The organism is Indioceanicola profundi, assembly GCF_003568845.1.
GTDB classification, from domain to species: Bacteria; Pseudomonadota; Alphaproteobacteria; order Azospirillales; family Azospirillaceae; genus Indioceanicola; species Indioceanicola profundi.
Window position 1 is genome coordinate 1,777,596 of the sequence record NZ_CP030126.1, and the last position, 12,082, is coordinate 1,789,677.

Genomic DNA, 12,082 nt, shown 5'->3' on the forward strand with positions numbered 1-12,082 from the left:
ACGGCAGCCTCACCGCCCCCGCGCCCGGTCCACCGAATTGATGACCGGGGTGGCGCGGAGTGCGGCCATGATGTTGGTCAGGTGCTTGACATCATGCACGTCGATATCGATCAGCATTTCGAAGAAGTCGGTCGAGCGGCTGGTGAATTTCAGGTTCGTGATGTTGCCGCCGTTCTTGCCGATCACCGTGGAAATGGTGCCGAGCGCGCCGGGCTCATTCTGCACAACCACGTTCAGGCGGCCGACCGAATCCTCCCCTTCCGCCTCCGGGTCCCAGGACACGTCGATCCAGCGCTCCGGGCTGTCGTGGAAACTTTCCAGCGTCTCGCAGTCGATGGTGTGGATCGTGACGCCCTTGCCGGTGGTCACGATGCCGACAATGCGGTCGCCGGGCAGCGGGTGGCAGCAGCGGGCGTAATGCACCGCCATGCCGGGGATCAGGCCACGGATCGGCAGCGCCGGCATGCCGGACTTGCGTGGCTTGACCTTCGGCGTCGGGACAATCTTGTCCTCGACCGGCGTGGTCTGCTGTGTCCTGTGGCCTGGGAAGATGGTGTTGAAGACGTCGCGCGCGCCCGCGGTGCCCGCGCCGATCGCCGCCAGCAGGTCTTCCGCCGTGGGCTGCTGGTGGATCTTGATGACCCCGTCCAGCGCCTTGTCGGAATATTCGTAGCCTTCCTGCTTGAAGATGCGCTCCAGCAGACCGCGGCCGAGCTTCATATGCTCGCTCCGCTCCTTGGAGCGGATGAAGCGGCGGATGCGGGCCCGCGCCTTGCCGGTGACGACGAAGTTTTCCCAGTCCGGCGACGGGGTGGAGTTCTTGGAGGTGAGGATTTCCACCTGGTCGCCGTTGGACAGCGGCGCCCGCAACGGGACCATCCGGCTGTTGATCTTGGCGCCGACACAGGTGTCGCCGACCTGGGAGTGGACGGCGTAGGCGAAGTCGACCGGAGTAGCACCGCGCGGCAGGGCGATCAGGTCGCCTTTGGGCGTGAAGCAGAATACCTGGTCCTGGAACAGCTCCAGCTTGGTATGTTCAAGGAACTCCTCGGGCCGGCTGGCATGCTCGAGAATGTCCAGAAGCTCACGCAGCCACCGGTACTGCCGCCCCTCGGTCACCACCTGCCCGCCGGGCTGGCGCGCCTTGTAGGACCAGTGGGCGGCCACGCCGACATCCGCCACCTCATGCATCTCGCGGGTGCGGATCTGCACTTCGATGCGCTGCCGCTCCGGCCCGATCACCGTGGTGTGGATGGAGCGGTAGCCGTTGGGCTTCGGCGTGGAGATGTAGTCCTTGAACCGGCCCGGCACGACCGGGTAGTGCGCGTGGATGGTGCCCAGCGCCTGATAGCACTGCTCGATATTCTCCACGACGATGCGGAAGGCCATAACGTCCGAGAGCTGCTCGAACGCCACGTTCTTCATCTGCATCTTGCGCCAGATCGAATAGGGCGACTTCCGCCGCCCGGAGATCTGCGCCTCGGGCAGCCCGCCTGCGGCCACAGTCTCCTTCAACTCGGCGATGATGCGGTCGACCCGGCCGGCGCCCGTTTCCTCCAGCCCTTCCAGCCGCTTCCAGATTGAGCTGTAGGCGTCCGGGTTCAGCTCCTTGAAGGACAGCTCCTCCAACTCGTCCTTCCAGCGCTGGATGCCGATGCGCTCAGCCAACGGCGCATAGATTTCCAGGGTCTCACGAGCGATGCGGCGGCGCTTCTCAGGCTTGGTCAGATAACCAAGGGTCTGCATATTGTGCAGCCGGTCGGCCAGCTTCACCAGAAGGACACGGATGTCCTCCGACATGGCCAGCACCAGCTTGCGGAAATTCTCCGCCTGCTTAGCCTGATCGGTCTGCTGCTCGATATTCTGCAGCTCGATGCGGGAAAGTTTGGTGACGCCGTCGACGAGCCGCGCCACCTCGGGCCCGAAGATGCGCTGGATTTCCTCGATCGTGGTGACCGTATCCTCCACCGTGTCGTGGAGAAGCGCCGTGACGATGGAGGAGGTGTCGAGCTTCAGGCCGGTCAGAAGACCGGCGACTTCCAGCGGGTGGGAAAAATAGGGATCGCCATTGGCGCGCTTCTGCGATCCATGCGCCTTCAGGGAAAAGACGTAGGCGCGGTTGAGCGCGTCCTCGTCCGCCTGCGGATCGTAGGCCCTGACGCGCTCAACCAGTTCGTACTGACGGATCATGCGAAGCCACCACTGCCGGAACCATCATCCGCGAGGACGCTGGTTCCAGGAATGTGGCCCGCGGCGCTTCGGCGGACAAGCGGACGAGAGGACGCGGGCACCGCTTCCTCCCGCCAGCCGGTCAGATATTGTCCTCGTCGGCCAGATCGGCCACCGGAACATCCTCGTCGAAGTTCGGCTCACCGGTCTCGGCGGCATCGATGACGGCCTCTCCTTCCTCATCCTCGAAGTCGGAGGCGTCTTCGCCGCCGGCACCCTGGTCGGCCACGGACCAGGCCCCCTCGCCGGCCATGAGCTCGACGATCTCTTCCTCGGGCTCGTCCTGCTCGGCGACGCGCTGGTGCCCCTTGATCAGGGCGTTCTGGAGACTGTCCAGGGAGACCGTCTCGTCGGCGATCTCACGCAGGGCCACCACCGGGTTCTTGTCGTTGTCACGATCAACCGTCAGCGGTGCGCCGGCCGCGATGTCGCGGGCGCGCTGGCCAGCCACCATCACGAGCTCGAAACGGTTCGGGATCTTCTCAACGCAATCTTCAACGGTAACGCGGGCCATACCGAAATCACTCCAATGCCGGTCAAGCCCCCTTATATACGAGACGACATGCGGCAACGCAAGATGGGGGCCGGAAGCGGTCTTGCGGTGCAGGGATCATAACGGCGGAGATGTCGTCCCGTTTCCCAACGGCCTTATCTCCTGCGCCGGGTCCAACTGCTTGATAAGCTCATCGATTCCCTTCCCGCTCCGCGGGTGCCGCCAGCCCGGAGCCAGATCCTTCAGCGGCAGCAGCACGAACGCCCGTTGATGCAGACGGGGATGCGGAAGAACGGGCGCCGCGTCCCGGACCGCGCCGTCATAGTCCAGCAGATCCAAATCCAGCACCCGGGCTTCGTTCATGACCCGGCGGACGCGTCCGAAATCGGCTTCCACACGATGCAGCACGTCCAGCAGCGCATCCGGCGTCAGCTCGGTCGACAACTCCGCCACCCCATTGACGAACCAGGGCTGGTCGGACATGGGCACGGGTGCCGTTTCGAACCAGCGGGACCGCCGCAGAACCTGGAGCCCTGCCCTGCCAAGCGCATGCAAAGCCGCCTCGCAGGTTTCCCGCGGGGTGGTGCCGCCGGCAGCGCCGAGGTTCGAGCCAATACCGATCAGGATCAAGGCCGGATCTTCCTTGTTACCGCCCGCATCGGGCACAGGCTTTGCCTTTGCAGGTCGGGTGGAATACACAGCTTGCCGCCGGATGCCAACGTGGCATACTTGACTACCGGATTTCCGAGCCCTGATTTCAAGAATTTCAGCAGGGACGAACTTTTCGGGCACCGGTCATATCAACAACCATTCATTGGATTTAATCATGGAACGCAAGGTATTCTACCAGGAAGAACGGCTGGCCATCTTCATCGACGGGGCCAACCTCTATGCGGCCGCACGGTCACTGAATTTCGACATCGACTACAAGCGCCTGTTGGAGCTGTTCGCGTCCAAGGGACGTCTGGTCCGGGCCTTCTACTACACCGCGCTGATCGAGGACCAGGAATACTCCCCGATCCGACCGCTCGTGGACTGGCTGGACTACAACGGCTACACCATGGTCACCAAGCCGACCAAGGAGTTCACCGACGCGGCGGGTCGGCGCAAGATCAAGGGAAACATGGATATAGAGCTCGCCATCGACGTGATGGAGATGGCGGAGCATGTGGATCATATCATGATCTTCTCCGGCGACGGCGACTTCCGCCGGCTGGTGGAGGCGGTGCAGCGCAAGGGGGTCCGCGTCACGGTGGTCAGCACCGTCCGCTCCGTTCCGCCCATGGTGGCGGATGAGTTGCGCCGGCAGGCGGACAACTTCATCGAGCTACAGGATCTGTCGCCGCAGATCATGCGCATGAACTCCCCCCGCTACCAGCAGGGCAGCGGTCCCTCGAACTATTCCCCGCAGCCGGACCATGACGACATGGACCACGGCGATCTGGACGACGATCTGCGCGACTGATTCCGCCATCGCCGAACCGGGCGGTCGGAACGAACTCCGACCGCCACACTGCCCTGCTTCCAGGCCCGCACGATTTCCAGGATTCCGCCATGGACGCCCAGCCGCTGCTGGTTCCCCCGCGCGACTGCCCGCTCTGCCCCCGACTCGCCGCCTTTCGCGGACTGAACCGGGAGAAGTTTCCCGCCTACCATAACGCGCCCGTCCCGGCCTTCGGGCCGCTGACGTCGCAGTTGCTGATCGTCGGCTTGGCACCGGGGCTGCACGGGGCCAACCAGACTGGTCGGCCGTTCACCGGTGACTATGCCGGCGACCTGCTCTATTCCACGCTGCTGGAGTTCGGCTTCGCCGCCGGTGTCTATGAGCGCCGGCCGGACGACAGCCTGACGCTGCTGGACGCCCGCATCACCAACGGCGCCCGCTGCGTGCCGCCGGAGAACAAGCCAACGCCGGAGGAGGTTCGGACCTGCCGCCGCTTCCTGATCGACGAGATCGGGCACATGCCGAACCTCCGGGCCGTTGTGGCGCTGGGGCTGGTCTCCCACGCCTCGGTCGTGGCCGCCTTCGGGGGCACGCCGTCACGGGTCAAGTTCGCCCACGGGGCCAAGCATGAGCTGCCCGGCGGGGTGACGCTGTTCGACAGCTATCACTGCTCCCGCTACAACACGAACACCGGTCGCCTGACGACGGAGATGTTCCATGACGTGTTCCGGGCGGTGAGAAGTCATCTGGACGGGCGGTAGTTCCACCCGTCTCCGGCGGTATCAGCCCTTGGCCCGCATCAGGCGGGCCTTGTCGCGCTGCCAGTCGCGCTCCTTCTCCGTCTCGCGCTTGTCGCCCTTCTTCTTGCCCTTGGCGATGCCGAGCTCGACCTTGGCCATGCCGCGATCGTTGAAGTAGATCGACATCGGGATGAGGGTCATCCCCTCACGCGTTATCGCCGCCAGGACTTTGTTCAGCTCGCGCCTGTGCACGAGCAGTTTCCGGGGGCGTTTGGTTTCATGCTGGAAGTAGGTGCCGGCCTGCCCGTATTCGGGGATATAGGCGTTGAACAGGAACAGCTCGTTGCCCTGCGGGCCGGCATAGGCCTCGTTGATGCTGGCCTTTCCGCCACGCAACGATTTGACCTCCGTGCCGGCCAGCATGATGCCGGCCTCGAGCGTGTCCTCGATGAAATAGTCGAACCGCGCCCGGCGGTTCTGCGCCGCCAGGCGCTCGTTCGCGGATGCTCCGCGAGCCATGGACTTCCAACCTTTTCTTAATGTATCAGCTTAACAATCCAGCCTTCATCATGGCCTCACGGACCAGGACTCGGGTGGCGTCTGTGCAGGGCACCAGCGGCAGCCGGACTTCGTCCGTGGACTTGCCGAGCAGGCTGGCCGCATACTTCACCGGGGCGGGGCTGGTCTCCGCGAAGAGGGCATTATGCAGCGGCATCAGAAGGTCGCGGATGCGGGCCATCTCCGCCAGATCGCCCTCGGTCCAGGCATCCTGCATGCGGGAGCACAGACGGGGTGCCACGTTGGCGGTGACGGAGATGCACCCCACTCCCCCCTGTGCCAGAAAGGCCGTGGCTGTGGCATCCTCGCCGGAGAGCTGCACGAAATCGGGTCCGATTTCGGTACGGGTGCGCAACGGCCGGACCAGGTCCGCCGTGGCGTCCTTGACGCCGACGATGTTCGGCAGCTTGGCAAGCCGCGCCATGGTCTGGACGCTCATGTCCACGACGCTGCGGCCGGGGATGTTGTAGATGATGATGGGAAGGTCGACCGCGTCATGGATCGCCTTGTAATGCTGGTACAGACCTTCCTGACTGGGCTTGTTGTAGTAGGGCGTGACCACCAGCGCTCCGTCGGCGCCGACCTGCTTGGCATAGCGGGTCAGGCCGATGGCCTCCTCCGTGGAGTTGGAACCGGTGCCGGCGATGACGGGCACGCGGCCCTTGGCAACCTCCACCGTGAGCGCCACGATGAGCCGATGCTCCTCATGGGACAGCGTGGGGGACTCGCCCGTCGTGCCCACGGGCACGACGCCGTGTGTGCCCTCGGTGATCTGCCACTCGACGAAATCCTGGAACGCCCGCTCATCCACCTTGCCGTCGCGGAACGGCGTGATGAGTGCGGCGATCGAGCCCCTGAACATTCCGACCTCCCTGGGCCTTGCGGCGTGAAGCCGCGAACCTTAACGATCCACCCTATCCGAAACAAGTACGGCAGCATGAGGGCTCCCTTGCGGCGCATTGCATCCGTTATTCTTCTCGCGCTCACCCTCGGCAGCCCCGCCATCGCGGCGGCGGAGGCCATAACCGCGCAGGATGTGCAGATCTATCGGGAAGCCTTCAAGGCGGCCGAGCGTGGAAACCTGGTGGAGGCCCGCCGTCTCGCCAACCGGGCCAGGACGGAACTTCCGGCCAAGGTCATCCTCTGGATGGAGCTTTCCGGCAATACCGCCAGCGCCGGGTGGGAGGAGTTGCGCGACTTCATCCGCGGGAATCCCGACTGGCCGAACCAGATCGCCCTGCGCCGGAATGCGGAACGGGCGATGCCTGCCGGGCTTCCGCCCAAGGAGGTCGTCGCCTGGTTTGAACAGTACGCGCCCGTTAGCACCATCGGCTTCACCCGGCAGGTAGACGCGCTGATGGAGCTTCGGCGCAGCGATGACGCCATTGCGCTGGTTCGTCGCCATTATGTGAACGGCTCCCTCGGGGCGGTGGAGGAGCGTGACTTCCGCAAGCGCTTCAACAGTCTTCTGCGTCCGTCCGACCATTGGGCACGGATCGACCGGCTGCTCTGGGACGGCGACGCCGCCGGCGCCAAGCGCAACCTGTCCCTGGTGGACAAGGGCAGGCAGCATGTGGCGCTGGCGCGAATTGCGCTGATGAACATGGAGGGCGGCGTGGACGGCGCCCTTCGCCGGGTTCCCTCGAACCTGCTGGACGACCCCGGTCTGGTGTATGAGCGCGTCCGCTGGCGGCGCAAGAAGGACCTGACCGATGGCGCGCTGGAACTGCTGGCGAAGGCGCCGAAGAACCTGGGCAGGCCGGAGGCTTGGTGGACCGAGCGCAACATCCTGGCCCGCCGCCTGATCGAGAAGGGGAAGTGGGCCAAGGCCTATGAGCTGGCGTCGGCGCCGGGTGCGGAGAGCGGCATCGCCTTCGCCCAGGCGGAATTCCTGGCGGGCTGGCTGTCCCTGCGCTTCCTGAACAAGCCGGATCGCGCCCTGGCCCATTTCGAGAAGCTGTACCGCGGCGTCAGCTCTCCCATCAGCCGGTCGCGCGGGGCCTATTGGGCCGGCCGCGCGGCTGAGGCGGCGGGAGACGCGCAGCGCACCCGGACCTGGTATGAGACGGCGGCATCGTATCCTTCCACCTTCTACGGCCAATTGGCGGGAGAGAAGGCTGGCCGCACGCCCGGCGAGGGCGTCGCCGATATCACGCTCGAGAAGGCCGTCATCACCAGCTATAGCCAGTCGGAGCTGGTGCGGCTGGTCCGGCTTCTGCATCGGATCGAGGGTCGGGAAGGCAGGCTGTTCGAGCTGTTCATGCGACGGCTGATGAGCAACGCCAAGACGGCGGAACAGTATCAGCCTCTCGCCAAGCTGGCGGTCGAGCTCGACCGCAGGGACCTCGCCGTCTTCACCGCGCGTCAGGCGGCACAGGACGGCGTGCTGATCCTCGAGGACGGCTATCCGGTGCTGGAGAAGAGGCTTCCAGCCGGTTCACCGGAAGTGGCGCTGGTCCATGCCCTGATCCGGCAGGAAAGCAGCTTCGACACGGAGGCGGTGAGCAGCGCCAGCGCCCGCGGCCTGATGCAGATCATGCCGGCAACCGGCCAGCACATCGCCCGGCAGAGCGGCATCAAGCACAGCGCTGAGAAACTGACTGCCGACCCGGACCATAATGTCCGCCTGGGCACCATCTATCTGCAGGGGCTGCTGGACCGGTTCGGCGGGTCGTACGTGCTGGCCATCGCCTCCTACAATGCGGGCCAGGGGCGCGTCGCGAGCTGGCTGAAGGAAATTGGCGATCCCCGCAGCCAGAGCACCGACGTGATCGACTGGATCGAATTGATGCCCTACTACGAAACCCGGAACTATGTGCAGCGGGTCATGGAAAACCTTCAGGTCTACCGTGTACGGCTGGACCAGAAGCGCGTGCCGATCAGCCAGGATCTGAACCGGGGATCAGGTGGGAACGGGTAACTGCCGCCTGTTTCTCCGTTGTGTAATCAAAAGCCGCGCGACAGCACCGTCGCGCGGCCGGAGACCATGCAACGGAGGACGCCCATGATCAGGCTCGTCGCTTTCGACGCCTATGGCACCTTGTTGGATTTCACCTCCGCCACTGCGCGCTGCGCGGCGGAGCTTGGAGACAAGGTCAGCACTGTCTCCGACCTGTGGCGACGCAAGCAGCTGGAGTACACGTGGCTGCGCAGTCTGATGGGCCGCCACGCAAGCTTCCGTCAGGTGACGCTCGAGGCTCTGGAATTCACGCTTGATGCCACCGGGCTGCAGGATCCGGACCTGAAATCCCGGCTGATGGCCCTCTATGACCGGCTCGACCCGTTTCCCGAAGCCGCGGCCGCGGTGCAAGCGGTGCGCGATCTCGGTATCTCGACGGCGATCCTGTCCAATGGCGATCCGGACATGCTGAGCGCAGGCTTGGAAAGCGCAGGCCTGGACGGACTACTGGATGGCGTCCTGTCGGTTCAGGTCGCAGGGCTCTACAAGCCACACCCCGACGTTTACCGTCTGGCCTGCGACCACTTCGGCGTAGAGCCTGCCGAGGTCGCCTTTGTTTCTTCCAACGGCTGGGATGCCGGCGGGGCAGCTGCCTTCGGCTTCCATGTCGCGTGGGTGAACCGTGCGGGAGCGCCGCCGGAAAGATTGCCGGCCAGGCCTGAAATTGAGCTGAAAGACCTTGGCGGGCTTGCCGGTTGGCTGGGCAGCCTGTAGCGCCACGCTCCGAAGATTTAACACTTTAGATTCAACCAGCGCCGACGGGTTAGGCCGCGCCATGCCCGTTTCACACTCTTTTGGGGCAGTGATGTGTTGCAGAAAAGCAGTAGCGCTTAAGAGGAGTATTTCCTGCAACCCGCCTTTACCAGTCATTAACTGGCCCGGCGTGTAGATAGTGCTGCTTCTGGTAGGGGCTTTCGCCAATCAACCTTCGAACCGGGGACCGTATCCATGCGGGGTTTTGCGATCGAATCTGAAATTCGTCACTCCTGCCATGTACATGCCCGCCTTCTGGATGCGTTCATCGCGCTGACCCAGGCGGAGCTGAATCGCCACGGGCCCGGATTCATCGAGGAGAGCCTGAGCGAATTGCTGGAGGCCCTCCACAATGAGCGCAAGGCGTTCGGAGCGATCGGTGGGGTGATCCCGGCCTCCCTGGTCCTGGTCGAGAACGCCGCCTGAGCTGCGCCTCGGCGGCGGGCTCAGGCCTCCTGCTTGCGCCGGCCCCTTCCGGTCTCACCGGACGCGGCCTTCGCACCTGTCGCGCCGGCTTTCTTTCCGTCGGTCGCGGCTGCGGTCTTCCGCTTCGGTTTGTCGGCCGCGGCTGCCTCCGGCGCGGGGGTATCCATGGCGGCCGACTTCCGGCCCCCCTTCCCCTTCGGCTTTACTGCAGGTTCCTCCGGTGCTGCAGCGGCGGGGGCGGCATCTCCGGCCTCTTCCGAAGCGGCGGCCTTGCGACCGCGCGGCTTCTTTGCAGCGGCCTTTTCCGACGCCACAACGTCGGGCGGCGGTTCCGGCGCCTCTGACGGGGCGGCGCCTGTTTCAGCCATCACTTCGCGGCAGGCCTGGAGCCAATGCTCATGATGGCGACCCTCAGGGCAGCCCTCGCGCTGCCAGATGTCGTACGCTCTCTGCCGGATTTGTTCGTCCAGATCGCTCATGCCAGACCTCGCCTCCCTTTTGGCTGGGACCACAACGGATGGATGGGGGGTGGTGTTCCCCGTCCGCTACTCCCCACTTCCGGTGCCGTCAGCCGGGCGGAAGGGCTTCAGCGCCAGCTTCGTCCTGTGCTCGGCCGGAGCAGGCGTACCGTCAGGTAGCTTGCCGCGGAAATAGGCCTTTTGCCAACCCTCCGCCCGGGCGGATGATCCCTCCTTCGGTAGTTCCTCGATGAAGGTGGCGCGCCCCTTGGACCATGCCTCATGCTGGGCCGCGAATTCCGGATCGGCCGAAAGCGATACGATCACGGGCTCGACCGCTTCGACCATGTCGCGGTTCAGCGGGAAGAAGAAGCAGAACGGCTCCCCCTTCTTGAACTTCACGCGCGTCCGGGGGCGGGTGAACTTCCAGTTCATGGTGAAGCTGTAGGGAGCCCAGTCCGTCTCGATCACCCCGGTCAGGGGATATATCCCGTGTTTCGGGGCGTTCGGCGGGCCGCCCACCCAGAGATTGATCCCTGGCTCCGTGCGCAGCAGACAGTTCACATGGAAGGTCAGAACGCCCGCGCCGAAGTGACTGACGGGCAGCAGACTGGGATGGGCGTCGGAAACGATCCGGATCGCCTCCTTCGTTCCCTTCCCGTCCCAATAGGCGCTGAAGTCCGCCGGACAGAGCACCTCCCACCCATGGGCGTTTGCAATATTCAGCGGAAGGCAGCGATAGGCGAACCGGTCCGGCGTGGCATCCATCCAGGCCCGTTGCAAGGGCGCCGGCCGGATCACCGGATCGAAGCCTGGCACGGGATGGCAGATCAGCTTCAAGATGTGCGTTCCCTCTCAAGATTCCCGCTCGGCATCGGCAACCTTCCTGCTTCCACGACGGGCCAGTACAATTCCGCCGAGAATCACCAACCCGCCAAGCGCCTGCTGGGCCAGAACCGGTTCCGCCAGCACGGCCCAGGCGAAGAGGGCCGCAAGCACAGGCTGAAGCAAAAGGGACACCGCCGTAAAGGCGGCAGGCAGTCGCGCCATGGCCTGGGCGATCAGGCTCTGCCCGCCAGCATGGCTGACAGCCGCCAGACCGAGCAGCACCGCCCACCCGTACCAACTCTCCGGCAGGAGCTTGTCGCCCGCCAGAATGGCCAGGAGAAGCAGTGGGACGGTGCCGCTCAGTGCGCTCCACAGCATGATCGTGGCGGTGGTGAAGCGAGTGCGCAACCGTTCCACGACCAACAGATATCCCGCCAGGAACATGGCGGTGACGAGTCCCAGCAGATCTCCCACCAGATGATCGGGTCCGAGTCGCACGCTGGCGCCCATCAGAATGCCGGCGCCGACGACCGCAACCGCCAGCCCGGCAAGGAACAGCGGGCGAAACCGCTGCCCCAGCAGCAGCCAGCCCGCCAGGGTCACGAACAGGGGGGCCGCATTGGCGAACAGGGTTGCATTGGCCACCGTGGTCCAGGTCAGCGACCAATGCCAGAAGGCAAGATCACCGGCGAAGAAAGCCCCGGCAGCGACAAGTTGCATTCTATCGCGCCAGGTGGAGGGTTGCCGCTCCCCTCTTCCCGGACGTGCCGAATCCAGCCGCCACCAAGCATAGAGCAAGGGAACCGCCAATGTTACACGCCAGAAAGCTGTGGCGACCGGCCCCGCTTCACTCAACCTGAAGAAAATCGGCGCCCATGCGATTCCAACAATGCCGAGCGTCAGAACGGCCAGCGCTGTAAGGTCGGTGTTGCTGATATGAAGATGTTGAACAGCATCGGTTTGCTTCTTTGGCATGCGTGCTGAAAATCCAAGCGGTGTCTGTGGAGATTCTGTCGGCAAAATGGCACTGCACTTTCTGAAGGTGGGAACCCTACCGTCCCGCTTGGCGGTTTTCCGGGCCATTCCTGTACACGGACTGTCCGATCACAATACAGAACTTTACGAATGCGCGGATATGTGTCACTTCTGATAAGTATAGCACACGATCGTATGCGTGCGCCGAACGCAATCTGA

Annotated in this window: 13 protein-coding genes; 5 read left to right on the top strand and 8 right to left on the bottom strand. The window is 64.4% G+C overall.

Annotation, left to right across the window (positions count from 1 at the left end; genetic code table 11):
- Nucleotides 1-9: 9 nt before the first annotated feature.
- From DOL89_RS08475 to folK, 3 genes are all read right to left on the bottom strand, one after another.
- Nucleotides 10-2,190, bottom strand: coding sequence for a RelA/SpoT family protein (locus DOL89_RS08475; protein ID WP_119678750.1), 2,181 nt, complete (start codon nucleotides 2,188-2,190; stop codon nucleotides 10-12).
- A 121-nt stretch (nucleotides 2,191-2,311) separates the two neighbouring features.
- Nucleotides 2,312-2,743 carry a DNA-directed RNA polymerase subunit omega gene (gene rpoZ / locus DOL89_RS08480; RefSeq protein WP_119678751.1) on the bottom strand — a complete coding sequence of 144 codons (432 nt, stop codon included), beginning with the start codon at nucleotides 2,741-2,743 and terminating at the stop codon, nucleotides 2,312-2,314.
- A 96-nt stretch (nucleotides 2,744-2,839) separates the two neighbouring features.
- Nucleotides 2,840-3,352: a 2-amino-4-hydroxy-6-hydroxymethyldihydropteridine diphosphokinase gene (gene folK, locus DOL89_RS08485; RefSeq protein ID WP_119680327.1), complete on the bottom strand. Its 513-nt coding sequence runs from the start codon at nucleotides 3,350-3,352 to the stop codon at nucleotides 2,840-2,842.
- 196 nt (nucleotides 3,353-3,548) lie between these two features.
- Between folK and DOL89_RS08490 the strand changes: the two genes are divergently transcribed.
- Together DOL89_RS08490 and DOL89_RS08495 are read left to right on the top strand one after the other, a co-directional pair.
- Nucleotides 3,549-4,187: a LabA-like NYN domain-containing protein gene (locus DOL89_RS08490; protein ID WP_119678752.1), complete on the top strand. Its 639-nt coding sequence runs from the start codon at nucleotides 3,549-3,551 to the stop codon at nucleotides 4,185-4,187.
- Nucleotides 4,188-4,276: 89 nt separating this feature from the next.
- Nucleotides 4,277-4,927 carry a uracil-DNA glycosylase gene (locus DOL89_RS08495; protein ID WP_119678753.1) on the top strand — a complete coding sequence of 217 codons (651 nt, stop codon included), beginning with the start codon at nucleotides 4,277-4,279 and terminating at the stop codon, nucleotides 4,925-4,927.
- Nucleotides 4,928-4,948: 21 nt separating this feature from the next.
- Here DOL89_RS08495 and smpB read toward each other — a convergent pair whose 3' ends face one another.
- Together smpB and dapA are read right to left on the bottom strand one after the other, a co-directional pair.
- On the bottom strand, nucleotides 4,949-5,425 hold the full coding sequence (gene smpB, locus DOL89_RS08500; protein WP_119678754.1) for an SsrA-binding protein SmpB: 477 nt from the start codon (nucleotides 5,423-5,425) through the stop codon (nucleotides 4,949-4,951).
- 25 nt (nucleotides 5,426-5,450) lie between these two features.
- Complete coding sequence (gene dapA / locus DOL89_RS08505; protein WP_119678755.1) at nucleotides 5,451-6,326, bottom strand: 4-hydroxy-tetrahydrodipicolinate synthase; 876 nt, start codon at nucleotides 6,324-6,326, stop codon at nucleotides 5,451-5,453.
- An 87-nt stretch (nucleotides 6,327-6,413) separates the two neighbouring features.
- Here dapA and DOL89_RS08510 point away from each other — a divergent pair, with 87 nt between their 5' ends.
- From DOL89_RS08510 to DOL89_RS08520, 3 genes are all read left to right on the top strand, one after another.
- Nucleotides 6,414-8,384 carry a lytic transglycosylase domain-containing protein gene (locus DOL89_RS08510; RefSeq protein WP_225889730.1) on the top strand — a complete coding sequence of 657 codons (1,971 nt, stop codon included), beginning with the start codon at nucleotides 6,414-6,416 and terminating at the stop codon, nucleotides 8,382-8,384.
- Nucleotides 8,385-8,468: 84 nt separating this feature from the next.
- A complete protein-coding gene (locus DOL89_RS08515; protein ID WP_119678757.1) occupies nucleotides 8,469-9,137 on the top strand; it encodes a haloacid dehalogenase type II in 669 nt (222 codons plus the stop codon).
- 234 nt (nucleotides 9,138-9,371) lie between these two features.
- Nucleotides 9,372-9,602, top strand: a complete 231-nt coding sequence (locus tag DOL89_RS08520) for a hypothetical protein (protein ID WP_119678758.1) — start codon at nucleotides 9,372-9,374, stop codon at nucleotides 9,600-9,602.
- A gap of 20 nt (nucleotides 9,603-9,622) precedes the next feature.
- On the opposite strand, the gene DOL89_RS08525 is transcribed toward DOL89_RS08520, so the two are convergent.
- From DOL89_RS08525 to DOL89_RS08535, 3 genes are all read right to left on the bottom strand, one after another.
- Nucleotides 9,623-10,081 (bottom strand): DUF2934 domain-containing protein, encoded by a 459-nt coding sequence (locus DOL89_RS08525; protein WP_119678759.1) that lies wholly within the window; start codon nucleotides 10,079-10,081, stop codon nucleotides 9,623-9,625.
- Between the two features lie 66 nt (nucleotides 10,082-10,147).
- Nucleotides 10,148-10,900, bottom strand: a complete 753-nt coding sequence (locus tag DOL89_RS08530) for a DUF6065 family protein (protein ID WP_119678760.1) — start codon at nucleotides 10,898-10,900, stop codon at nucleotides 10,148-10,150.
- Nucleotides 10,901-10,915: 15 nt separating this feature from the next.
- A complete protein-coding gene (locus DOL89_RS08535; RefSeq protein ID WP_225889731.1) occupies nucleotides 10,916-11,971 on the bottom strand; it encodes a DMT family transporter in 1,056 nt (351 codons plus the stop codon).
- Nucleotides 11,972-12,082: the final 111 nt, after the last annotated feature.